Origin of the sequence: Bartonella sp. WD16.2 (genome assembly GCF_002022505.1) — a bacterium.
Taxonomy (GTDB): Bacteria; Pseudomonadota; Alphaproteobacteria; order Rhizobiales; family Rhizobiaceae; genus Bartonella.
In genome coordinates, this window is sequence record NZ_CP019781.1 from 1,739,541 (window position 1) to 1,762,996 (window position 23,456).

General features: G+C 36.8%; 19 protein-coding genes, 1 tRNA gene and 1 pseudogene. 10 read left to right on the forward strand and 11 right to left on the reverse strand.

What is annotated here, in order from left to right:
- The first annotated feature begins 122 nt into the window (after positions 1-122).
- The 3 genes from BWD162_RS07540 (at position 123) to ilvD (ending at position 3,301) form a co-directional block, all read left to right on the forward strand.
- Positions 123-503 (forward strand): TIGR02300 family protein, encoded by a 381-nt coding sequence (locus BWD162_RS07540; protein WP_078706080.1) that lies wholly within the window; start codon positions 123-125, stop codon positions 501-503.
- Positions 504-625: 122 nt separating this feature from the next.
- Positions 626-701 (forward strand) — tRNA-Ala (locus BWD162_RS07545).
- A gap of 761 nt (positions 702-1,462) precedes the next feature.
- The gene (gene ilvD, locus BWD162_RS07550) at positions 1,463-3,301 is read left to right on the forward strand and encodes a dihydroxy-acid dehydratase (protein ID WP_078706081.1); all 1,839 of its coding nucleotides are present in this window, start codon (positions 1,463-1,465) and stop codon (positions 3,299-3,301) included.
- A gap of 636 nt (positions 3,302-3,937) precedes the next feature.
- On the opposite strand, the gene mutS is transcribed toward ilvD, so the two are convergent.
- Positions 3,938-6,661, reverse strand: coding sequence for a DNA mismatch repair protein MutS (gene mutS / locus BWD162_RS07555; protein WP_078706082.1), 2,724 nt, complete (start codon positions 6,659-6,661; stop codon positions 3,938-3,940).
- Positions 6,662-6,874: 213 nt separating this feature from the next.
- Between mutS and BWD162_RS07560 the strand changes: the two genes are divergently transcribed.
- Positions 6,875-9,175, forward strand: a complete 2,301-nt coding sequence (locus tag BWD162_RS07560) for an NADP-dependent malic enzyme (RefSeq protein WP_078706083.1) — start codon at positions 6,875-6,877, stop codon at positions 9,173-9,175.
- A gap of 76 nt (positions 9,176-9,251) precedes the next feature.
- On the opposite strand, the gene secB is transcribed toward BWD162_RS07560, so the two are convergent.
- On the reverse strand, positions 9,252-9,728 hold the full coding sequence (gene secB, locus BWD162_RS07565; RefSeq protein WP_078706084.1) for a protein-export chaperone SecB: 477 nt from the start codon (positions 9,726-9,728) through the stop codon (positions 9,252-9,254).
- A 136-nt stretch (positions 9,729-9,864) separates the two neighbouring features.
- Positions 9,865-10,362, reverse strand: coding sequence for an FxsA family protein (locus tag BWD162_RS07570; RefSeq protein WP_078706085.1), 498 nt, complete (start codon positions 10,360-10,362; stop codon positions 9,865-9,867).
- A gap of 182 nt (positions 10,363-10,544) precedes the next feature.
- On the opposite strand from BWD162_RS07570, the gene BWD162_RS07575 reads away from it, so the two are divergent.
- Together BWD162_RS07575 and BWD162_RS07580 are read left to right on the forward strand one after the other, a co-directional pair.
- Entirely contained in the window at positions 10,545-11,237 is a 693-nt protein-coding gene (locus BWD162_RS07575) for a Tim44/TimA family putative adaptor protein (protein ID WP_078706086.1), read from the forward strand.
- Positions 11,238-11,295: 58 nt separating this feature from the next.
- Positions 11,296-11,880, forward strand: coding sequence for a Smr/MutS family protein (locus tag BWD162_RS07580; RefSeq protein ID WP_078706185.1), 585 nt, complete (start codon positions 11,296-11,298; stop codon positions 11,878-11,880).
- A gap of 87 nt (positions 11,881-11,967) precedes the next feature.
- Here BWD162_RS07580 and BWD162_RS07585 read toward each other — a convergent pair whose 3' ends face one another.
- The 3 genes and pseudogenes from BWD162_RS07585 to BWD162_RS07595 form a co-directional block, all read right to left on the reverse strand.
- A complete protein-coding gene (locus BWD162_RS07585) occupies positions 11,968-12,981 on the reverse strand; it encodes an Hsp33 family molecular chaperone (RefSeq protein WP_078706087.1) in 1,014 nt (337 codons plus the stop codon).
- 32 nt (positions 12,982-13,013) lie between these two features.
- A pseudogene (gene argF / locus BWD162_RS08040) lies at positions 13,014-13,952 on the reverse strand (ornithine carbamoyltransferase).
- A 17-nt stretch (positions 13,953-13,969) separates the two neighbouring features.
- The gene (locus BWD162_RS07595; RefSeq protein ID WP_078706088.1) at positions 13,970-15,166 is read right to left on the reverse strand and encodes an aspartate aminotransferase family protein; all 1,197 of its coding nucleotides are present in this window, start codon (positions 15,164-15,166) and stop codon (positions 13,970-13,972) included.
- A gap of 437 nt (positions 15,167-15,603) precedes the next feature.
- Between BWD162_RS07595 and BWD162_RS07600 the strand changes: the two genes are divergently transcribed.
- A complete protein-coding gene (locus tag BWD162_RS07600; RefSeq protein WP_078706089.1) occupies positions 15,604-16,137 on the forward strand; it encodes a GcrA family cell cycle regulator in 534 nt (177 codons plus the stop codon).
- Positions 16,138-16,990: 853 nt separating this feature from the next.
- Here BWD162_RS07600 and BWD162_RS07605 read toward each other — a convergent pair.
- The 5 genes from BWD162_RS07605 to ccmA are packed head-to-tail and all read right to left on the reverse strand — an operon-like array spanning position 16,991 to position 19,941.
- Positions 16,991-17,614: a DsbE family thiol:disulfide interchange protein gene (locus BWD162_RS07605; protein WP_078706090.1), complete on the reverse strand. Its 624-nt coding sequence runs from the start codon at positions 17,612-17,614 to the stop codon at positions 16,991-16,993.
- Positions 17,589-17,840, reverse strand: a complete 252-nt coding sequence (gene ccmD / locus BWD162_RS07610) for a heme exporter protein CcmD (RefSeq protein WP_078706091.1) — start codon at positions 17,838-17,840, stop codon at positions 17,589-17,591. The genes BWD162_RS07605 and ccmD overlap by 26 nt, the downstream gene beginning before the upstream one ends.
- An 18-nt stretch (positions 17,841-17,858) precedes the next feature.
- The gene (locus BWD162_RS07615; protein WP_078706092.1) at positions 17,859-18,608 is read right to left on the reverse strand and encodes a heme ABC transporter permease; all 750 of its coding nucleotides are present in this window, start codon (positions 18,606-18,608) and stop codon (positions 17,859-17,861) included.
- Positions 18,609-18,653: 45 nt separating this feature from the next.
- Entirely contained in the window at positions 18,654-19,316 is a 663-nt protein-coding gene (gene ccmB, locus BWD162_RS07620; protein WP_078706093.1) for a heme exporter protein CcmB, read from the reverse strand.
- Positions 19,317-19,329: 13 nt separating this feature from the next.
- Complete coding sequence (gene ccmA / locus BWD162_RS07625; protein ID WP_078706094.1) at positions 19,330-19,941, reverse strand: heme ABC exporter ATP-binding protein CcmA; 612 nt, start codon at positions 19,939-19,941, stop codon at positions 19,330-19,332.
- A 139-nt stretch (positions 19,942-20,080) separates the two neighbouring features.
- Between ccmA and BWD162_RS08100 the strand changes: the two genes are divergently transcribed.
- The 3 genes from BWD162_RS08100 to rpsT all read left to right on the forward strand — a co-directional run bounded on the left by BWD162_RS08100 (position 20,081) and on the right by rpsT (position 23,403).
- Positions 20,081-20,215 carry a hypothetical protein gene (locus tag BWD162_RS08100; RefSeq protein ID WP_257787962.1) on the forward strand — a complete coding sequence of 45 codons (135 nt, stop codon included), beginning with the start codon at positions 20,081-20,083 and terminating at the stop codon, positions 20,213-20,215.
- Positions 20,216-20,233: 18 nt separating this feature from the next.
- A complete protein-coding gene (gene acnA, locus BWD162_RS07630) occupies positions 20,234-22,921 on the forward strand; it encodes an aconitate hydratase AcnA (protein WP_078706095.1) in 2,688 nt (895 codons plus the stop codon).
- A 215-nt stretch (positions 22,922-23,136) separates the two neighbouring features.
- A complete protein-coding gene (gene rpsT, locus BWD162_RS07635) occupies positions 23,137-23,403 on the forward strand; it encodes a 30S ribosomal protein S20 (RefSeq protein ID WP_007476123.1) in 267 nt (88 codons plus the stop codon).
- Positions 23,404-23,456 lie beyond the last annotated feature (53 nt).

Here is a 23,456-nt window from a genome sequence, read left to right on the forward strand (position 1 = left end):
AAGCGTCATGAGAAAATCCGTGTGAAACAATGCATTTATCTTTGACAAATACATTGTTTTTCGCTTAAGCACCTTAAATTCGTTTTTAAATGAAATTGTAGCTAACCAAAGAGGCACGGTCCATGGCAAAACAGGAACTTGGAACCAAACGTGTTGACCCGGAAACGGGAAAGAAATTTTATGATCTTAATCGTGATCCTATTGTATCACCTTATACAGGGCTTTCTTATCCGCGCTCTTATTTTGAGGTTGCAGCAGCTGAAGCTAGTAGCGAAGAAGAAGTTGACACTGAAGAGCTTGATACAGCACTTGAAAAGTCTGCTTTTATGTTACTGGAAGAAGATGTTGATGATTCTAAGGATGATGATCTCCCTATTTTGGAAGATGATGATATGGATCTCGGAGATGACGACGATACATTTTTATCGCACACTGAAAGCGATGAGGATGATGATGTAACCGATATTATTGGTGGTAGTGTTCCAGACGATGATGGTATTTAAAGAAAACGAGAAGATTCAATATTCGTTTTGTTGAAGACAAATTCCTCTTGATCTTGGATTTTTCTCGTTTTAGGAATCTTTTTAGATTGTTAATCTTCCTTTTGGGAAGAAAAGGTATTTTTGGGGCTATAGCTCAGCTGGGAGAGCGCTTGCATGGCATGCAAGAGGTCAGCGGTTCGATCCCGCTTAGCTCCACCAAAAAGATTAGAGTATTTTTCTCAATATAACGCAAATATTTGGAAAGAAAATTTATACATCGGTTGAGAGGCACTGTGGTTTTCGTGATAAATCTCTTTTTTAAGAGGTTTATTCAATAAGTTCGTAATATGTTTATCTACACTTAATTCATTCTATGTCTTTTTGAATTTTAAACAGCCATAGAAATGTAAGTTTAATGAGAGCAAAGTAAAATAAACTATTCGCTAAACAGAAATTCTATTATTGCTCGAAGGCAATACGAAAAAGCCATTGACTGTATTATGGCCTGTAATAAAAAATTCAAGAGTGATGTAAAATTAAATCCATAAACTAGAATATAGTGCTAACTTTATGATTCGTAATGTGCAGCACATACCAAAGTATGTAATGGGATTTGATTTTATTTTCAAGAAAATAATTTAAAAATCAATGTATTATACATTATAAACTCATGATTTAAATTTTTATTCATCATGAAGTCAATTAATATTAGTTATTATTATTGTCTAATTGTGCTTTTATTTGGTTTTTGTAAGTTATTGTTATATTTAATCAAAATTAAAGAAGTGCATAGGATAATCTTATTGGTTATGGACGATAAACATCCATCAAATTGAATTTTGTAAAGGATCTCAGGCCCTTAGAAATTTGACTGCTTCAATAAAACAATATTTTTTGTTTTTAGCACTAAAATTCTTGCCTTTATAATTAGGTTGCAGCACAACAAAGAAGAATTTTAGAATTATTCAAGGAAAAAAATAATGCCTTTTTATCGTTCAAGAACATCAACTCATGGACGCAATATGGCAGGGGCTCGTGGTCTTTGGCGTGCAACAGGAATGAAAGATATGGATTTTGGTAAGCCCATTATTGCAATTGCAAATTCTTTTACACAATTTGTGCCAGGGCATGTACATTTAAAAAATCTTGGGCAACTTGTTGCGCAAGAAATAGCCACCGCTGGTGGTGTTGCGAAGGAATTTAACACCATTGCTATCGATGATGGGATTGCTATGGGGCATGATGGAATGCTTTATTCTTTACCTTCCCGTGAAATCATTGCTGATTCTATTGAATATATGGTCAATGCCCATTGTGCAGATGCTCTTGTTTGCATTTCTAATTGCGACAAAATTACGCCTGGCATGTTGATGGCTTCTTTACGGTTAAATATTCCAACAATTTTTGTTTCAGGTGGCCCTATGGAAGCGGGCAAGATTAAATGGAAAGACCAGGATATTACTGTTGATTTAGTTGATTCAATGATTGTTGCGGCTGATGATCGTAATTCAGAGGAAGAAGTTTCTGAAATGGAACGCGCCGCTTGTCCTACATGTGGCTCTTGTTCAGGCATGTTTACTGCCAATTCTATGAATTGTCTTACCGAAGCATTAGGGCTTTCTCTTCCTGGAAATGGATCAATGTTGGCTACACATGCGGATCGTCAGGGGCTTTTTGAAGAGGCAGGCCGACGTATCGTTACATTGACAAAACGTTATTATGAACAAGACGATGAGACAGTTTTGCCGCGTTCTATCGCTTCACGTAAGGCTTTTGAAAATGCAATGATTGTAGATATTTCCATGGGTGGATCAACTAATACTGTACTGCATCTTTTAGCAGCAGCACAAGAAGGCAAGGTGGATTTTACCATGGCTGATATTGACCGTCTTTCACGCAGTGTTCCTGTTTTGTGTAAAGTTGCACCTGCTGTTGCTAATATTCATATGGAAGATGTTCATCGTGCTGGTGGTATTATGGGACTTTTGGGTGAATTAGATGCAGCGGGACTTATCGATACATCAACTTACACGGTTCATGCAAAAACAATGAAAGAGGCTCTATGTCAGTGGAATGTGAAACAAACCAATGAAAAAAGCATTCATGAATTCTATCGTGCGGCACCAGGTGGTGTATCAACACAGGTAGCTTTTAGCCAAGCATCTCGTTATGATACTCTTGATCTTGATCGTGAAAAAGGTGTCATCCGTGATATTGCGCACGCTTATTCACAAGATGGAGGCTTGGCGGTTCTTTATGGGAATCTTGCAAAAGATGGTTGTATTGTGAAAACTGCAGGTGTTGATCAGTCGATTTTAACCTTTAAAGGTCCTGCACGGATTTTTGAAAGTCAAGATTCAGCTGTTTCAGCAATCTTAGCTGATAAAATTAAACCAGGTGACGTTGTTTTGATCCGTTATGAAGGTCCACGCGGTGGACCTGGAATGCAAGAAATGCTTTATCCAACTAGCTATCTTAAGTCTAAAGGATTAGGGAAGGTTTGCGCACTTGTAACAGATGGGCGTTTTTCGGGAGGGTCTTCAGGGCTTTCTATTGGTCACGTTTCACCAGAAGCTGCTGAAGGAGGCACAATTGCTTTAGTAGAAGAAGGCGATATTATAGAGATTGATATTCCTAATCGTATCATCCATTTGATGGTTGATGAAATTGAGATTATGCGCCGTCGTGCCAAGATGGAAGGAAAAGGAAACACTGCTTGGCAACCGGTTGAAGAACGTAAGCGTAAAGTTTCAAAGGCTCTAAAAGCTTATGCAGCTATGACCACTTCTGCTGCTAAAGGTGCGGTTCGTAATATTTAATTTAAGTGGAAAATTGAATTTAATGCAGATAAGTGAAATTGACCAAAACTTTAGTATCTTTTCGTAATTTTTGGGATTGATCACTCTATTGGTCTAGAGGGTGTCGTTATGAGCTATTTTGATTAAAGTGTAGAGGGATCAAAAAATGTCAATGATGCAATTTTTGATTGCTGTAGTTTCTCTACTTCATAGAAAGAGCAAAAAGTTATCCCAAACAATGACTTATGAATAAGCTCTACTAAAGTGCCAAAAAGAAGATCTACAGTTAAGGAATGAAATCGATTTACACTTAATCTATAAGTTGTACTGATCATAACAAAAAGCAATAATAATACAATAAGTTGTAGGCATAAATGGAGGATAGTAGGACGGTATATTTGAAGGTTATCTTGACAAGGTAAGAGTATTTACCGAAAGAACTGATGTACCATAATGTTGATAACTAAATCACTTAATGTTGTTGGTAAGGAAAAATCAGAAAAGTGAAGTTTATTTGTTAGATTGTTCATGTTCCAAATAAAAAATTATGAATTCTAAAAGGAGAAAAATCAAAAAGATTTAAGTTCAAATAAAGCTTTTTTCAAAAAACTATGACTAAGTAAATGACGAGAAACCTTTTTGCAGTTTATGAAAGATTCAGTGTGTATTCAGCTGCTTAAGGCGATAGAGCTCTTCTAACGCATCCTTAGGTGATAATTCATCGGGGTGAATATTATTTAAAGCTTCTTTAATTGCGTAATATTTGTCTGTTTCTTCAGTTGTGGGTGATGTTGTTTGAGGAGAAAATAACGGCAAGTCATCAATTAATTTGTTTCCTTTTCCAGCCATTTCACCTTTTTCTAATTGGTGTAGAACATCTGTAGCACGAGTGATAACTGCTGTGGGAAGTCCGGCAAGTTTTGCAACCTGTACTCCATAGGATCGGTCAGCAGCTCCTTTAGTGACTTCATGTAGAAAGACCACATCACCATTCCAATTTTTAACTTTCATTGTTACATTATGAAGACGGTTGAGTTTTTTAGTCAGTGCTGTCATTTCATGAAAATGTGTGGCAAGGATGGCACGACAGTGGTTTACCTCATGGAGATATTCAACTGCTGCCCAAGCAATTGAAAGCCCATCAAAGGTTGATGTACCTCGCCCGATTTCATCAAGAATAACAAGAGAACGATTACTAGCGTGATTGAGAATGGTTGCTGTTTCGACCATTTCCATCATAAAAGTCGAACGTCCCCGTGCAAGATCATCAGAAGCACCAACACGACTAAACAAACGATCAACAACACCAATATGAGCTGAAGCAGCTGGAACAAAGGAGCCCATTTGTGCCATAATAGCAATGAGAGCATTTTGTCGCAAAAAAGTTGATTTTCCTCCCATATTTGGGCCCGTTAATAACCAAATTGCTGCATATTGGTGATTTTGTTGTACAGAGAGATCGCAGTCATTAGCAACAAATGATTCTGTTGCGTGTTTTCGTAATGCTTGTTCTACCACAGGGTGGCGTCCCCCAATGATCTGAAAAGTAAGTGAGTCGTCAATTTTGGGACGACAATATCCTTGTTCTTCAGCTAAATGAGCTAAAGCAACGGATACATCTAAGACAGCAAGTGCTTCAGAAGCTTTACGAATAAAATCAACGTGTGTGGTAATTTCATTAACAAGTGTATCAAAGATTTCTAATTCAAGCGTCATTGCATGATTTGCTGCATGAGCGATACGACTTTCAAGTTCGACAAGCTCTGTTGTGGTGAAGCGCATAGCACTTGCCATTGTTTGCCGGTGGATAAAACGTGCTTTTAATTGTGGGGTATTTGTGAGAGCTGAAGCTTGTAAGCTTGTGACTTCAATGAAATATCCTAGAATGTTATTATGCTTAATTTTAAGCGTTTTAATATCTGTTTCTTGAGCATATTGTGCTTGAAGTTCAGCAATGACACGACGGGACTCATCACGTAAACTGCGGGTTTCATCTAATTCTTGATGATAATTGGGACGAATAAAACCGCCGTCACGTTTGAGAAGAGGAAGATCATCGGCTAATGCTTTTTCTAATTGAGTGTACAAAGCAATGGGTAAATTTGAGAATACTTCTCGTACGTCACTTATTTCTTGGGGAGGCAATTCATTGTTTAGAAGCTGATTAAGCTCATTAATAATTTCAAAGCCGCGTTGAATTGTAGCTATATCACGTGGTCCTCCTCGGCCAAGAGCTAAACGTGAAACTGCGCGCGGCATATCTGCTCCCCCTTTCAAAATAATACGAATAGCTTTTGAAAGGGAAGTATTGCTCAGAAAAAAGGTGATTGAATCAAGACGTCTATCGATGGTTGCAGGAGTAGTAAGCGGGGAAATTAAGCGGTCAGCGAGAAGACGTGAGCCACCTCCTGTGACGGTACGGTCGATAGTTTTTAGTAAGCTCCCATCGCGTTGTCCAGATGTGGTGCGAATAAGTTCGAGGTTAAGTCTAGTAGCTGCATCAATGAAAAGGGTGGCACTTTCATTTTGGCGCTCAGGTCGCATAAGAGGGGGACGATGAGTGATTTGCGTTTTTTCAATATAACGGATAGCTGCAGCGATTGCTGAAAGTTCTGCAGGTGAATAGTCTGCAATGCCTTCAAGAGTTGATACTTTAAAATAACTGCAAATATCGTGTTCGGCGGTTATTGTATCAAAAAGACTAAGTGGTTGAGGTGAGACGATACGACCAAGAGCATTAAAGAGCGATTTTTGCGATGGATCATGGAAAAATGAGTCAGCTACAATCACTTCTTGTGGGTCTACACACATGATATCTGTCAAAAGTTTTTCAGGATGACTTTGTGTAACACGAAATATGCCCGTGGAAATATCAATCCAAGCAAGGGCAAATTCTTTTCTATCATTGGTTCTGGTGCGAGCCAGCGTCATCAAATAATTTGCGCGCGTTGGATCAAGGAGTTTTTCTTCTGTTATGGTTCCGGGTGTAACAAGGCGTACAACATCACGCTGAACAACGGATTTTGAGCCGCGTTTTTTTGCTTCTGCAGGATCTTCTGTTTGTTCACATACAGCAACACGATAGCCACAAGCGATAAGCTTTTGCAAATAATCGTCTGCAGAGTGAACAGGAACACCACACATGGGAATGTCTTCGCCTAAATGTTTGCCACGTGTTGTGAGAGTGATTCCTAAAGCTTGCGAAGCTTCAATTGCATCATTGAAGAATAATTCATAAAAATCACCCATACGGTAAAAAAGGAGAGAATCACTGTTAACTGCTTTGATTTCTATATATTGCTCCATCATGGGTGTAAGGCGTTCTTGATGTGCAGTTGCAGACTGTGGGATTAAATTATTTTTTTCAGTCTTTTCTGTCATTTTGACGTGCCCATTTCCTTTGATATAGGTTTTTACGCCCTTTTTTATTTACTTCGATGCATATCTTCATTATCTCTAAATTGAAACGTATAGTGAATTATCTATTTAAGAAAAGCATAGCGATTTTTAGCATATGAATCAAATTTTAAAATTAAATAATTGCGCTCGTTAATAAGCAGAATATATACTGTTTTTGGAGAAAAATTAAGTAAAATGAAAAAAAGTGAACAGTATCAAAAAACGCATAAAAAAGCTTATAGTGCAAGCGAACAAGAAGCTCTTGATTTTCATAGTCGTGGTCGGCCGGGAAAACTTGAAATTGTTGCAACAAAGTCTATGGCAACTCAGCGTGATTTAGCACTTGCTTATTCGCCGGGTGTGGCTGTTCCGGTTAAAGAAATCGCTCACGATTCAGCACTGGCTTATAATTATACAGCAAAAGGCAATCTTGTTGCTGTTATATCAAATGGGACTGCTATTTTAGGTTTAGGAAATTTAGGGGCACTGGCATCTAAGCCAGTGATGGAAGGAAAAGCAGTACTCTTTAAGCGTTTTTCAGATATTGATGCGATTGATTTAGAAATTGACACAAACGATACAGAAAGTTTTATCAATCTAGTGCGTCATTTGGAACCATCTTTTGGTGGCATTAATCTTGAAGATATTAAGGCACCGGATTGCTTTATTATCGAAAGCCGTTTGCGGGAGATAATGAATATTCCTGTTTTTCACGATGATCAACATGGAACAGCAGTTATTGTAGCTGCTGGTGTTCTCAATGCTTTGCATTTAACTGGGCGTGATATGAATAATACGCGGTTGGTTTGCAATGGCGCTGGTTCTGCGGGGATTGCTTGTATTGAACTCATCAAAGCAATGGGTTTTCGACCTGAAAATATTCTATTATGTGATACTAAAGGCGTTGTTTATGAAGGTCGTGAAGAGGGGATGAATCAGTGGAAGTCTGCTCATGCTACAAAAACGGATAAACGTACTCTTGCTGAAGCGATAGAAGGGGCTGATATATTTTTCGGAGTTTCAGTTAAAGGCGCACTAACCCGTGAAATGGTCAAGTCAATGGCTCCACGACCGATCATTTTTGCTATGGCCAATCCGGATCCCGAAATTACACCTGAAGAGGTTATGCAAGTACGTGATGATGCTATTATAGCAACAGGTCGATCGGATTATCCCAATCAAATTAATAATGTTCTTTGTTTCCCATATATATTTCGTGGTGCACTTGATGTGCGTGCGACGGTTATTAATGAAAGTATGAAAATTGCTGCAGCGAAAGCTATTGCAGGTTTAGCGCATGAGAATGTACCAGATAGCGTTGCGAAAGCTTACCATGGAAATCGGCTAAAATTTGGTCCAAATTATATTATTCCTGTTCCGTTTGACCCACGTTTGCTTACAGTTGTTTCAATTGCTGTGGCAAAAGCAGCAATGGAGAGTGGTGTTGCAAGGAAGCATATTGATGATTTAGAGGCTTATGAGCGTGATTTAAATGCTAGGCGTGATCCCATTGCATCCACGATGCGTGGTATTTATAATCGTGTTCGTCAAACGCCAAAACAAATTGTTTTTGCAGAAGGAGAAGAAGAACAGGTAATGCGCGCAGCTGTTTCCTATGTTCATCAAAAATTGGGTAAAGCAATTTTGATTGGTCGTGAAGAGCAGATTAAAGGTACTGCTGCTGTTGCTGGAATTGATCTTGAACGTGAAGGTATTTCTATTGTTAATGCTAAGCTATCCCGTTATACGGACGCTTATGCTGATTATCTTTATAAAAAAATGCAGCGCCAAGGTTGGTTGTTGAGAGATTGTCATCGCCGCATTAATAATGATCGCAATTATTTTGCTACTTGTATGGTAGCATTGGGCCATGCTGATGTAATGATTACAGGAGTAACACGAAATTATGAAACAGCTTTAATGGATATACGCCGGGTAATTGATGAAAAACCAAAAGAACGGTTACTTGGTATCTCAATGGCTATTTGTCGTGAACGAACTGTGTTTATTGCTGATACAGCTATTCATGAACATCCTAATGCTGAAGAACTTGCTGACATAGCTGAACAAACAGCCTCTTTTGTTCGTGGGTTGGGATATCAGCCACGGGTAGCATTTTTAGCATTCTCTACTTTTGGGTATATGAAAGGGCAGGTTACTCAGCATATCCAGGATGCTGTCAGTCTTTTGTGTGAACGTAAGGTTGATTTTGAATTTGATGGAGAAATGAGTGCCGATATAGCACTCAATCCTAAACTAATGCAGCAATATCCTTTTATGAAGTTAACAGAGCCTGCTAATATTTTGATCATGCCTGGATATCATTCATCTTCAATTGCAAGTAAAATGTTACAAGAGCTTGGTCAAGCAACCATTATTGGCCCCATTTTAATTGGGTTAAAAAAATCTGTCCAAATTGTGCCGTTTAGTGGACACGATACAAATATCGTCAATATTGCAACACTGGCAGCTTATCATGCAGCAAAAATTGTTTGAAAGAAAAAACTGAAATTTTAAAATCTTTTTGGTATTAAAAAACCAAAAATAGATCACATTTGTTTTGAAACTCTTTTTAAGATGATTGTGTTGAGTTATTTTTTTGTTCTTCAGCAATACGCTTTTGAAACAAAGCTGCAAAATCGATAGGATCGATACGTAAGGGTGGAAAACCACCATTGTGAGTAGAATCAGATATGATTTGCCGAGCAAAGGGAAATAAAAGACGGGGACATTCAATAAAAACCAATGGCATAACATGTTCTTGTGGAATATTTTTAATATGGAAAATACCACCATAAATCAATTCTACATGAAATAATATTTCAGCATCATCAAAGGCTTTGACTGAAAGTGATAAGGTTACATCATAATTATCATTGCCAGCTGGGTTGGCATCGACATTTATGTTAATATCAATTTGCGGTGCTTTTTCTCGCGAACGCAATGACTGAGGGGCGTTTGGATTTTCGAATGAAAAATCCTTTAAGTACTGAGTCAATACAGCAAAAACTGGCCCTGCGTTTTTATTATTTATTTCACCTTCGGCCATATTAAATACCTTTCATATGGAATGCATATATTTTTCAGGTTTCAAAATAAAGTGGTTACCATGCTTTGTGCAAGGTTACAAGAAACGTTCTTTTTATCTTCGTTATTTTTTATGTTTGTTGTAGCTTTTTTATATTTTAATGATCATCATTTATACGCCAAGGAGATTCCTTGATATTATAGCTTTGATAATCTTCTGCGTTAAGCTCAATTATTTTTTCAGATTCATTTTGGGTATTGGTACTTGTTTTAGCATTAATTTTATTTTTTAATGATAAAAAGAAGAAACGGACAAAAGTACGTATAGGTTTTATAAGAAGTGATATTCCTAAAATATCGCTTACAAAACCAGGAAAAATAAGTAAAATCGCGCCAATAATAATGAGGACATCATCAGCTATATAATATTCTGACATAGTCCCCTGGATAAGCTCTCGTTGTATATTTTTGAAAAGGCTAATACCCTGAATACGTAATAAAATGCTTCCAATTATCATTGTTAAAAGGATTAAGCTCAAAGTTGCTAAAATTCCGATTTCATTTCCAACAACAATAAAACCGGCAATTTCAACAAAAAGAATGCTAAGGACAATAACCACAAAAAAGCGAGGCTTTATATGATAAAATTTTGTCACACGAAACTTCCCTTCTCAAGGTTTTTATAGGAAAATTTATATATAGTTTCTTTTCAACTTAAATTAGAGACCATAAACACTATTTGAATGGTAGATTTATTTAATTTATATATTAATTGATAAATAATATTAACTGTAATGTTTATTGCAGATCACTTTAGGTTTGGAGATTGACAGCACCCATGGAATTTGATGTTGTACTTGTAATAGCTCTTGTTATTATGGTTGTTGTTTTTATGCAACTGCGTAATGTATTAGGAAAGCGGACTGGTTTTGAAAGGCCTCCCTTTGACCCTTATTCTGGTTGTTCTAAAAAGCAGATTGAAACAGAAACAGTCGATCATAGTTTTTCGTTTCCTCATCAGGTTAATGCGCGAAAGAAAGATTTTAGTGAAATCGATGCAATTGCACCAGAAGGGAGCGCATTGAATGATGGTTTGCGGGCTATCTGTCAGGCTGATTCTAATTTTTCTCCTCAATTTTTTGTTAATGGTGTTCAAATTGCTTATGAGATGATTATGGTAGCTTTTGCACAAGGCGATCGTGATCAACTTAAAAAGTTGCTTTCTCAAGATGTTTTTGAAAGTTTTTGTGCAGCTATTGAGCAGCGCGAAAAAAGAGAGGAGAAAGTCAAATTTACTTTTGTTGGGATTAATAAAGTTGAATTTGTTGCAGCAGAAATGCAAAAAAATGAAGAGTTTTTAACTGTGCGTATTGTTAGTGAAATTATTTCTGTAACTTATAATAAGCAAGACGAATGTATAGATGGTGATCCTGAAGCTATTGTAGAAATTAAAGATATTTGGACCTTTGTTCGCAACAGTTTATCACAAGATCCAAATTGGAAACTTTTTGCAACAGAAGATGGAGATTAAAACGATTGTTCGTTTATTGAGTTTTTTAATTAAATTCAAGGAAAATTGCAGGGTCAAAATGGCTAAAGGTCAAGAGGAGAAGAGGCATAAGTTATTGATGTTAGAAGATAGCTTTTTGTGGGAGAAAGTTTGTCGTACTACGATACCACTTCATGATGAGAGCTCTCCTTTTATGAGAGAAGATGTTGAAAATACCAAACATAAAAAACTGCAAGAAAGACATATTTTTTCATTCTCTCAACAAAATCAAAAACGATTAACAATGGTTAAAAACAGTAGAGGGATGCTAGAACAAACAGAAAAAATATATTTTTTCGATCGTACAACACATCGTAAAATTGCAAAAGGTCATTATTCTATTGAGGCATGTATTGATCTTCATGGTTTTATACAGGATGAAGCCTATTTTTTCTTGAAAAAATTTTTACAATCATCTCAGCAACGTGGATTGCGCTATGTTCTAGTGATTACAGGCAAAGGTCAATCACATGGAAGTAATGGCGTTTTATATCAGTATGTTCCTTATTGGTTATCAACACCAATTTTTCAATATTATATTCATGCTTTTGAGAAAGCTTCTCGTCAGCATGGTGGAAATGGCGCACTTTATGTCCGGTTACGCAGTTTATATAAGAGGAAATAGTTTATAATGCTGTGTTTAGCAAAATTATACAAATCATGTTTGTTGTTGAATTAAGAAGAAACGGTTCTTTTTTGCTATAAGTGGAAATTATTTGTGTTCTGTTTCAGAAAATTCTTGTGGTTTGAAATAATAGACTGTTGAACAAAATTCACATGTGACTGAAATTTGTTGGTTTTGAACTGTTTGAGCGCGTTCTTCAGTAGAGAATTTATCTAATATCATTTTAATTTTTTTGCGCGAACAAGAACATTGAGCCACAATAGGAGATGCTTTAAAAACTGTAACGCCTTGTTCGTGAAAAAGGCGGAACAGTAACCGTTTAGGACCAACTTGAGGGTCTGTAAGTTCTTCATTTTCAATGGTTTTAGTGAGTACTTTAACTTCTTGCCATTGATCTTTAAGTTGGGCATGAGTTTTAGTTTCTTTTACTTGTTGATGTGCTATATGCGTTTTATAATGGGGTGATTCCTGGGGCAAAAGTTGAGTTAAAATACCCCCTGCTCGCCAGGTTCTTGTTAATTTTCCTTGGTGATCATGATTGGTTAACACGGCGACTGCTAAACGAATATCCGTGGAGATTTGTTCTGATTGATCAAAATAAGTACAGGCAACTTCCTGTAGATTTGATCCAGCTAATGCGACAATTCCTTGATAGCGTTTCGTATGGGGACCTTGATCGATAGTGAATGCTAAGGTTCCTTTTCCAAGCAGCATTTCTGAAGATGTTTGTCCATTGGTTATCGCTTGTTTTAAACTTTTTTCATCAAAGCGAGCGTAACCACGTAACTGAGAGGGAGTAGTAAAGTCACATACCAGCATATTTACTGGTCCATCAGAGTGGGTTTGTAAGATAAATTTCCCTTCAATTTTGAGTGAAGTTCCAAGTAAGACGGTTAAAACTAAAGCTTCTGCCAAAAGATAAGAGACAGGTTCAGGATATTGATGGCTTGTAAGAATAGAGTTGACAGTTTCTCCAAGTTGTACAATACGTCCACGCACATCAAGTCCTTCAACTTGAAAGGGAATAACAGTGTCATCTCCATTCAAGCAGATATTATTAGAATAAGTCTCATTATTGGTTTTTTCGCTTTCAACGTTCATATCTTTGACTTTTTATGATTTATTTGAATAATTTATTGTGCAGAGAAAAATGCGTCATGTAAACACCAAGCAAGAATCGCTTTTTGGGTATGGAGACGATTTTCGGTTTCATCAAAAATGACAGAATGTGGTCCATCAATTATAGTATTTACGACTTCTTCACTACGGTGAGCAGGAAGACAATGCATAAAAAGAGCGTTTTGGCTAATTTCATTAAAGCTTCATTGACTTGATAGGGCTTAAAAATAGAATGACTGCGGGCACGAAATTTTTGCACCATGGAAACTCATGTATCGGTAATAATGCAATCAGCATTTTCTGCAGCTTTTTGGGGATCGTTAGTAAATGTAATATGAGCACCTCGTTCACATGACCACTCGATATATTTTGTTTGCGGTTCATTACCTTTGGGTGTGGCAATGCATAGGTGAAAGTTAAAAATGGCTTTTGCTTTGATTAAGGGGCGAAGAACATTATTACCGTATTACCGTTTCTCATCCAAGCAAATATTTTACCGGAAATTGGTTCACAATATTCTTCATAAGTAAGAATATTTGTTAGAATTTGGCAAAGATGTGTACCATCTGTGAGGGCGTTAATTACAGGAATTTGGGCATATTGTGCTAATTTAAGCATTCGATGATGTGCTGTAGTTTTCAGTGTAATGATATCTACAAAACACGATAATATCTGTGCTGCATCAGAAATGGTTTCACTATGACTAAGTTGTATCTTTGAATCAGTTAACATAGACGTTTTTCCACCAAGCTATCGCATGCCGATATCAAATGAAATGCGAGTACGTGTGGATGATTTTCAAAAATCATTGCCGATGTTTTACCAACAAAAAATTCTGAATTTTGCCTTGTTTTGAAAGTTGTTTTAAGGATTGCGGCATAATCGATGATAGCGCGTGCTGTTTGCAGGATTAAAATGGATAAGTCAATGAAATGGCGAAGAGCATTTATCATGAGATTACAATTTATTTTTATTTTTTATGAGTTCGTGAGAGGTGAGTAATTGCTTTTTCAATACGGTGCAGACCTTCACGTATTTCTTCTTCAGTTATGATGAGAGGAGGTAAGAAACGCACAAAATTATTGCCGGCACTAACACTTAAAATATGTTCATTTTCCAATGCAGTGATAACCTCATTTTGAGGGATAATACACTGAATACCTAGCATAAGGCCTTTTCCTTGAACTGCACAAATAACATCAGGATAAGTTTCAAGAATAATTAAAAGCCCTTGTTCTAGCTGGTGGGCTACGTGTTGAACATGATTAAGAAAATCAGGTTCTGCCACAATATCAAGAACACTGTTGCAAACAGCCATACCAAGAAGATTGCCTCCAAAAGTTGAGCCATGAGTCCCTGGTATCATGCTTTTTGCAGCTTTATTTGTTGCAAGGCAAGCCCCTAATGGAAAGCCACCACCTAATCCTTTTGCTAGAGTGAGAATATCAGGTGTAATATCACTCCATTCATAAGCAAAAAGTTTACCTGTCCGTCCGATACCAGTTTGAACTTCATCTAAAATCAATAACAAGTCATTTTCATCACATAGTTTGCGTAAAAGCTTTAGAGTTTCAAGGGGTACTACTCGAAGCCCTCCTTCTCCTTGAATGGGTTCAATAAGGATGGCGGCAGTATTTTTATTGATAGCATTACGTAAAGCTTTTTCATCCCCAAAGGGAACTTGAATAAAACCACTTACTTTAGGACCAAAACCTTCAAGATATTTTGCTTGTCCACTGGCAGCAAGTGTTGCAAGTGTGCGACCATGAAATGCATCTTCAAAAGTAATAATTTCAAAACGTTCTGGTTGACCATGTGCATAGTGATAACGTCGGGCAGTTTTAAATGCACACTCTAATGCTTCTGCACCAGAGTTACAGAAAAAAACTTTATTAGCAAAACTATTTGCACAAAGACGCGTAGCAAGAGCTTCTTGTTCAGGTGATTGAAAAAGATTGGAGATATGCCAAAGTTTTTTAGCCTCTATTTTAAGAGCATCAATTAGTTTTGGGTGAGCATATCCTAAAATATTAACAGCAACGCCAGATGTAAAATCAAGATAATGCTCCCCTTTGTCGGAAATAAGCCATACACCATCGCCTTGTTTAAAACACAAATTACGTCGAGCAAAACTATTATAAAGTGATTGTGTAGAGGTGCTTCCCATCATTATTTCCTTTATTTCTTAAGCACCGTAGTCTGATGAATAAATAATGCTACACTTATCAATAAATGTAATCGGTACTTCAAAATTATTGATAAACTATCGCGCTAACTAATAAAAAATCAATTAAGCTTTCTAAAAGATATGTTTACAATGAAAAGATTGGAGCAAAAGAAAGAATTTTATCTATAATTGATTCGCAAGTTGGGGAAAACTTTTTAAAAAGACATTTCAAAAGGCAAAGGCTCTTGTCATAGAGTCAGTGCATATTATAGTCTAAATAGGTAAACGAGATTATATTTACGTTTGTAAATTTACGGATCAGATAAGATCTTTTTGCGCCTGATTTTAAAATATAAAGATTTATTTAAAATAAAGTTAAGACATTTAAAAATGCAATAAGATGCATTTCAATGATATAATCAGAGAGGAGTTCTTGTATGGGCTGGACATGTGAACGCGTTGAACTTCTTAAGAAGTTTTGGAGTGAGGGTCTAAGTGCAAGTCAAATCGCAGCTCAACTGGGTGGGGTCAGCAGAAATGCAGTGATTGGTAAAGTGCACCGGCTAAAATTGCCAGGGCGTGGTAAGACAACCCCTGTGATATCGCGTGTACAAAAAACAGCAGCAGGTGTTGGTTCATCAATGCCGCGAGTGCGTCGTGCTGCATCCTCTGTAGTCCCAGAAAATGCTATTTCTTGCAGTGTTGGGGCAACAGCTTTGAAAATGGATTTTATAGCTGAGGGTGTGACACAAGCTGATGTTCTAGAGCAATCAAAAGTGGTTGTTCCTATTTCACGTCATCTTAATCTTTTGCAACTGAGTGAAAATACATGTAGATGGCCAGTTGGAGATCCTTTGTCATCAGATTTTCATTTTTGTGGCGCTGATTCTGGTGAAGGCAATCCTTATTGTGCTTTTCACGCCAAAATAGCGTTTCAACCAATATCGGAAAAACGGCGAATAAGAATATAATTAAAATATTATCTTATACCGGAATTTATACTTTATAAGTGAATTTTAGTTTAAAAAATAAAAAATTATTTTTTAAATCTGAAATCTTACAGAAGAAATCCTTTTTGAAGATATATATTTAAATGGATATGAAATTTTCATTGGAATTTTTTAGGTTCAAGTTTCACCTTTTATGATTATTATCGAATGATAATACGCATTAGTGAGTGTATAAATCATCGCAAAATTTAGGCAAAATTTCATTATTCCATGAATGTTTTTTATCTGTAGATATTTTCTTGATTCTTAAAGCTAAACTGCATCATTCAACTGGTGTGTTTAATATTTACGTTTTCATTTTTTGATGCATTTTTACGATAAATAATTCTTCCTAAAAAGGAGGTAATAGGAACTTTGAGCAAAGTTTTGATAGCTTTATCAAAGAAACTGATTGTGTGTATTAATTATTATTAGTTTTTGAGCAGTTTTATTACTTCTTATTCATCGAATTCTTTGTTAATTGTTGGCTGTATATGTTAATTAAGGCTATTATTGATATTACAGCAATAAAGCTTATTGTAGTAGATTGGCATGATTAATTAAAATGTTTGAGGTCACGGTTCATAAGATAGAATTAGCAATGTTTAGCGGACTGTGGTGTTAACCAAGCTATAGTGATCTGAGAAATGAAGTATGTGCTTGTACAAAAAATGCATATCAAGAAAGTAAAGCTAAACTAGACATACGGTGAGTGCAAACTTAATTTGAAGACTTAGTAAAAAAGCTAAGATGTACACTCTAATATGGAAATGACTTAAATCAAAAATAATTGTTTGTTTAATTTCTTAATAAAACACCGAAAGATTAAAATTGTTTATTTAGGTGAAATAAATAATTTATCGTTGGAAGATTCTTCTACAGTTATAGCTTTTTCTATTTTGGGCAGAATTTCTTTTTGATAAATTTGCCATGTTAAGGGGCCAATATGTCTGGCAATGATGATACTTTCTTTATCCAGAACAAAGGTTTCCGGTGGTCCATATACGCCCCAGTTAATGGCTGTATGGTTTGAAACATCAAAACCGATAAGTTTAAAAGGATTGCCAAAATGAGTTAAAAAACGTTTGGCATTTTCTTTATTATCTTTAAAATTAATCCCGATAAGGTCAAAACGGTGATCTTTTGCGATTTTCATAAGGATGGGATGTTCTTCGCGACAGGGTGGGCACCAGGATCCCCAAAAGTTAATTAATGTTATGCGTCCTTTAAACTGCTCTGAATTTAAATCATCATCTTTGTTTAACAAAGGAAGGTTAGTTTTGGGAGCTGGTTTTCCAATTAATATATTTGAGGTGAGGGAAAGATCATTGGAGTGTTTGTTTTTTATAGAGCTAAAGAGCAGTAAAATCAGGAGAAGAAAGAGAAAAAATGGTGCAAGCAGGCCAAATAAAATAGGTAAAGATATACTTTTTTTAAATTTGAATGGAGTTATTTTCATTGCGTTTTTCTTCCAAAATAAACTCTTTTGCTTGTAGTTGTTGCAAGATTTTTCTTTGATGTGCTCCTTTACGGAGAATATGCCCAATAAAACAAAGGAGAGTGATTGCAGAAAGCATGTAACTTAAAATGACAGTTTGTTCATGGTGAAGAGTACCAAGGAGAAGATCAATGTGCTGGGAAAAATTTTCTGAAAGTTTATTTTGCATATTATTTGAGTTGGGCATAGTAAAGAAGTTTTAATATTAAGTGCAACGGGTTATTTTAGTTTGGAGTGCTTGAATATGACGACGAGTAATTTCATTTTGCATGGACATTAAGTTTAATAAGATAAATAGGAGAATAAAACAAAACATCATAGTTATAAGTGGCCATAGCATGGGGCCATCAATTGTTGTACCACCTGAACGTAAAAGTGATGCTGATTGATGAAGCGTGTTCCACCAATTAACGGAAAATTTAATAATGGGGATATTAACTAATCCAACTAGTGTTAAAATTGCTGTAGCACGTGCGGCTTTTACTTGGTTGTCAAAAGCACGAACGAGCGTGATAATAGCAAGATAAATAAAAAATAAGATTAAAACCGATGTTAATCTAGCATCCCATACCCACCATGTTCCCCATGTAGGGCGTCCCCAAAGGGCTCCTGTCATTAAGGCTAAAGCCGTAAAGATTGCTCCAATGGGAGCACTACATTTGAGCGCTATGTCAGCAAGGCAATTATTCCAAATCAGGCTGCTTAATGCAGCGGCACTCATCATAATGTAGCAAATTGTAGATAGCCACGCAAATGGTACATGAATATACATAATCCTAACAGTAATACCTTGTTGATAGTCATCGGGAGAATGTATAATAAGGGCTAACCCTAAAATAAAAAAAAGCACTGTTGCGCTGGTTAACCAAGGTAAAACAGCACGACTGATTTCCATAAAGCGAGTTGAATTTATAAGAAAAAGCTTCGTATTTTTTTGACGTAATAATTCATTCATAAGTTTATAATAAGCAAACTTTAGTTTTGCAGCAATTATCTTTTATTATTCTAATAAATATTTCAATGTTATAGCTGCGACAAAAGAGCTAAAGACACTTAAAAAAAGTGAGAAAGCAATAAGAAAAGCCAAGGCAGTAAAAAAGATGTTTGGTATTATTGGGGCTGTAGCAGCGGCAACACCAAAAATCATGATTGGAATTGTCCATGGCAAAATAATAATGAAAGTGAGAATAGTACTGTGCGGCAATGATATTGCCAATGCTGCACCAATGGCACCAATAAAAATGATAGCAGGTGTTCCACATAAAAGGGTGAGCACCGTTGCGCAAGTTGTTTTAGTATCTAAATGGAGCATAAATGCTAAAATAGGGGTAGCAAGAATAAGAGGAAGCATAGTTCCTGCCCAATGAGCAAAGCATTTGGTAAAAACAATAAGTGTTAAGCTTTGTCTGTGAGCGGCGAGGATAAGTTGATCAAGATTTCCGTCATCATGATCAATTTGGAACAGTTTATTAAGGTTAAGTAGGCTAGCTAGAAGAGCACCAAGCCATAATATACCTGGACCTATTCGTGCGAGAATATCTGGATCTGGCCCGATGGCAAAAGGAATAATCATAATAACAGCAATAAAAAATAAGAGCTCTGTTAGCGAAAAAATTTGTGCTTCTAAGGTTAGTTTAAGATCTCGCCAGAATAATGCTTTCATTTATATTTTCTCTTTATAAGGGTAGAAAATGCTCTAGAGCAATCGTATAGTTTTCTGGAAGACCAAGGGGTATATGGGTTGCAGCAATAATCATACCGCCTTGGTTGAGATGATTCTGAAAAAGATTTGCAAAAATGATTTGAGTATGACTATCAACACCAGATGTTGGTTCATCTAGAATCCAGACAGGACGATAGGATAGCAAAAGACGAGCAATAGCTACGCGCCTTTTTTGCCCAGTTGATAAAACGCGAAAAGGTAAGTGCCCAAGACCAGAGAGACCAACATCTGCAAGAGCTTCATGGGGAGTACGCAGATATTGACCGTAAAATGCTGCCCAAAATTGCAAATTGTCAATAACTGATAAGGAGGATTTCATGGCATTTTGAATACTTAGATAATGACATACGGTAGCTAAGGGATATGTTTGTGTATGTTCTTTAAAGATGATATGGCCTTCAGTAGCTTCAAGAAGGCCGACAATGATTCGCAATAATGTCGATTTTCCGATACCATTTGGGCCTGTAATTGTCATGAGTTGTTGTGGGAGTAGACGAAAAGAAAGGCCTTGAAATAAAATTTCTTCATTCCTACGTGCTGCTAGATCTTTACCTAATAACACCATGTGATTGCCTGTTATTCTTATTATTTTTATAACTTTTATTACATTGTAAAATAAAAAACACGTTTTTTATGTAATTGTGTCTAGAATAGTTCTAGGAATAGTTTTATAAGGTGTGTGTTCTATCAGTTGTTGATATAGAATGGATTTTAGGATCGAGCTGCGAATTGACCGAAGAAAGCGGGGAATGGATAGCGGAAGTGATTGCGTTTGTATTCAAGCTGCACTTATATCTGCAGTTTGTGTTGTTCATTCCGGAAAATGGATGAGTGTATAATTATAAGGATGAACAATCATGTCTCAAATTGATAGTTTTAATTGCCGTAAAACTTTAAATGTTGGTGGCAAAGAATACGTTTATTATAGTTTAATTGAAGCAGAGAAAAATGGCCTTAAAGGTGTTTCTCGTTTGCCATTTTCCATGAAGGTTCTTCTCGAAAATCTGCTACGATTTGAAGATGGTCGTACAGTTAAAAAAGAAAATATTGTAAACATCGCTAACTGGTTAAATGATAAAGGCAGCGCTGGTGCAGAAATTTCTTATCGCCCCGCACGTGTTCTCATGCAAGATTTCACTGGCGTCCCTGCAATTGTTGATCTTGCTGCAATGCGCGATGCTATGGTAAAACTTGGAGGAAACGCTGAAAAAATCAACCCTCTCATTCCCGTTGACCTTATTATTGATCACTCAATTATCGTTGATAATTTTGGCAATTCAATGGCATTTAAGAAAAATGTTGAACGTGAATATGAACGCAATGGTGAACGCTATCGTTTTCTTAAATGGGGGCAGAAAGCGTTTAAAAATTTTCGTGTTGTTCCTCCAAGAACAGGGATTTGCCATCAGGTTAATCTAGAATATTTAGCGCAATGTGTGTGGATGAACGATAAAGATGATTGTCAGACGGTTTATCCTGACACGTGCGTGGGAACTGATTCGCATACAACCATGGTGAATGGTTTGGGTGTTTTAGGTTGGGGTGTTGGCGGCATTGAAGCAGAAGCTGCCATGTTGGGACAGCCAGTTTCAATGTTATTACCTGAAGTTATTGGTTTTCGTTTAACTGGAAAACTAAAAGAAGGTGTAACTGCTACTGATTTAGTTCTAAGGGTGACACAAATTTTACGCCAAAAAGGTGTTGTTGGTAAATTTGTTGAATTTTTTGGTCCTGGTTTAGAGTATATGACGCTTGCTGATCGGGCGACAATTGCGAATATGGCGCCTGAATATGGGGCAACTTGTGGTTTTTTCCCAATTGATAAAGAAACAATACGCTATCTTAATATGACAGGGCGCGATGAAAGTCGGATTGCTTTGGTAGAGGCTTATTCTAGAGCACAAGGGATGTGGCGTGATGAGACGGGATCTGATCCTGTTTTTAGTGATGTAATTGAATTAGATATGGGAAGCATTGTGCCTTCTATGGCTGGTCCCAAACGTCCTGAAGGGCGAGTTCCATTGGAAGATGTGAGTCAAGGTTTTGAGACGGCATTGGTTCAGGATTATAAGAAGACTACTGGGCAAAATGCTCGTTATAAGGTTGAGGGTGAGGAGTATGAACTCGGTCATGGGGATGTGGTGATTGCTGCGATTACTTCTTGTACGAATACATCAAATCCAAGTGTTCTTATTGCTGCTGGTCTTTTGGCACGTAATGCTGTGGCAAAAGGCCTCAAAACCAAGTCATGGGTTAAGACTTCTCTTGCGCCTGGCTCACAGGTAGTTGAAGCTTATCTTCTTAGTTCAGGTCTTCAGAAAGATTTGGATGCTTTAGGGTTTAACTTAGTTGGGTTTGGATGTACGACATGTATTGGGAATTCTGGTCCTTTGCTACCAGCGATTTCCAAAACGATAAACGATAATGGTTTAATTACTTCAGCAGTCCTTTCAGGTAATCGTAACTTTGAAGGGCGTGTATCACCTGATGTACAAGCAAATTATTTGGCTTCACCACCCTTAGTTGTAGCGCATGCTTTGATGGGGACGGTACGCAAAGATTTAACCAAAGAACCTCTTGGTAGAGATTCAGATGGTCAATTGGTTTACTTAAAGGATATTTGGCCTACTTCTAAAGAAATACAAGAATTTATCGAAGAAAATGTTACTCGTAAGATTTTTGTTGAGAAGTATGCAGATGTGTTTAAGGGAGACGAAAATTGGCAAAAAGTTCAAGTGCCTTCTGGTGTTACCTATTCTTGGGATGATCAGTCAACTTATGTGCGTAATCCGCCTTATTTCGACGGCATGCTGAAAGTTCCTGGTGCATTAGAAGATATTAAAAATGCACGAATCTTAGGTTTGTTTGGTGATAAAATTACGACTGATCATATTTCTCCTGCTGGTTCTATTAAGATTGATTCTCCTGCGGGACAATATTTGACTGATCATGGTGTTAAAATGGTTGATTTTAATCAATATGGAACCCGTCGTGGCAATCATGAAGTTATGATGCGTGGAACTTTTGCTAATATTCGCATTCGTAATTTTATGTTGGGGGCCAGTGGTCGTGAAGGAGGTTATACAGTTCATTATCCATCCAAAGAGGAAACAACAATTTATGATGCAGCAATGGCGTATAAACAAGAAGAAGTCCCACTCGTTATTTTTGCTGGTATTGAATATGGCAACGGGTCATCTCGTGATTGGGCGGCTAAAGGTACTAATCTTCTAGGTGTAAAAGCAGTGATTGCTCAATCTTTTGAGCGTATTCATCGGTCTAATCTTGTTGGCATGGGTATTGTTCCTTTTGTATTTGAAGCGGATGCAAGTTGGCAATCGCTTGGTTTAAAAGGAGATGAACAAATAACGATTGAAGGAATCGATAATTTGAAGCCTCGTCAGAAAACTACAGCTACAATCACTTTTTCTGATGGAATGGTGAAAACTGTGCCATTATTATGTCGTGTTGATACTGAGGATGAGTTAGATTATTTGCATCATGGTGGCATTTTGCACTATGTTTTGCGTAATCTGGCAGTTTGAACAAAATTTATCTGTTTAAAGTGTATATTAATTAGGATCTCAAAAAGGTATCTTGCTGGTTTTTAGGTTCATCTTTGAGAATCTGATTGACGTTTGTTTTCAGATTACGTTATAAGGGTGTCAATAATAGACAGCTTTAGAGCTTAGACTTGTTTATTTCAGTAAAATATTTTGTCGAGTTAATTTTTACTGATTAGTTGAAAGAGAAAGATACGATGGCGAATACGCTTTCAGCCAAAAAAGCAGTGCGCAAAATCGCAGCACGCACGCAGGTTAATAAGGCCCGCCGTTCACGCGTTCGCACTTTTATTCGTAAATTTAATGATGCTTTAGCTAGCGGTGATAAAGCTTCTGCAGAGGTGGCATTTAAAAATTTTGAGCCTGAAATTATGCGTGCGGTTTCTAAAGGGGTTTTTCATAAAAATACTGCAGCGCGAAAAGTGTCGTGTTTAGCAAAACGCTTAAAAGCTTTTAGCGCCTAAATTTTTTCCAATTTATCAAATAAATCAGTACCGAACAGGTGCCGCTTTTTTAT

Excerpts from the sequence above, each read along its gene's own strand:
- BWD162_RS07600 (WP_078706089.1), top strand. The coding sequence starts at position 15,604 with ATGGGCTGGACATGTGAACGCGTTGAACTTCTTAAGAAGTTTTGGAGT.
- BWD162_RS07615 (WP_078706092.1), bottom strand. The coding sequence starts at position 18,608 with ATGAATGAATTATTACGTCAAAAAAATACGAAGCTTTTTCTTATAAAT.
- BWD162_RS07540 (WP_078706080.1), top strand. The coding sequence starts at position 123 with ATGGCAAAACAGGAACTTGGAACCAAACGTGTTGACCCGGAAACGGGA.
- ccmA (WP_078706094.1), bottom strand. The coding sequence starts at position 19,941 with ATGGTGTTATTAGGTAAAGATCTAGCAGCACGTAGGAATGAAGAAATT.
- BWD162_RS07560 (WP_078706083.1), top strand. The coding sequence starts at position 6,875 with ATGAAAAAAAGTGAACAGTATCAAAAAACGCATAAAAAAGCTTATAGT.
- mutS (WP_078706082.1), bottom strand. The coding sequence starts at position 6,661 with ATGACAGAAAAGACTGAAAAAAATAATTTAATCCCACAGTCTGCAACT.
- BWD162_RS07580 (WP_078706185.1), top strand. The coding sequence starts at position 11,296 with ATGGCTAAAGGTCAAGAGGAGAAGAGGCATAAGTTATTGATGTTAGAA.
- secB (WP_078706084.1), bottom strand. The coding sequence starts at position 9,728 with ATGGCCGAAGGTGAAATAAATAATAAAAACGCAGGGCCAGTTTTTGCT.
- BWD162_RS07575 (WP_078706086.1), top strand. The coding sequence starts at position 10,545 with ATGGAATTTGATGTTGTACTTGTAATAGCTCTTGTTATTATGGTTGTT.
- BWD162_RS08100 (WP_257787962.1), top strand. The coding sequence starts at position 20,081 with ATGGATTTTAGGATCGAGCTGCGAATTGACCGAAGAAAGCGGGGAATG.
- ilvD (WP_078706081.1), top strand. The coding sequence starts at position 1,463 with ATGCCTTTTTATCGTTCAAGAACATCAACTCATGGACGCAATATGGCA.
- BWD162_RS07605 (WP_078706090.1), bottom strand. The coding sequence starts at position 17,614 with ATGAAAATAACTCCATTCAAATTTAAAAAAAGTATATCTTTACCTATT.
- ccmB (WP_078706093.1), bottom strand. The coding sequence starts at position 19,316 with ATGAAAGCATTATTCTGGCGAGATCTTAAACTAACCTTAGAAGCACAA.
- BWD162_RS07585 (WP_078706087.1), bottom strand. The coding sequence starts at position 12,981 with ATGAACGTTGAAAGCGAAAAAACCAATAATGAGACTTATTCTAATAAT.
- ccmD (WP_078706091.1), bottom strand. The coding sequence starts at position 17,840 with ATGCCCAACTCAAATAATATGCAAAATAAACTTTCAGAAAATTTTTCC.
- rpsT (WP_007476123.1), top strand. The coding sequence starts at position 23,137 with ATGGCGAATACGCTTTCAGCCAAAAAAGCAGTGCGCAAAATCGCAGCA.
- acnA (WP_078706095.1), top strand. The coding sequence starts at position 20,234 with ATGTCTCAAATTGATAGTTTTAATTGCCGTAAAACTTTAAATGTTGGT.
- BWD162_RS07595 (WP_078706088.1), bottom strand. The coding sequence starts at position 15,166 with ATGGGAAGCACCTCTACACAATCACTTTATAATAGTTTTGCTCGACGT.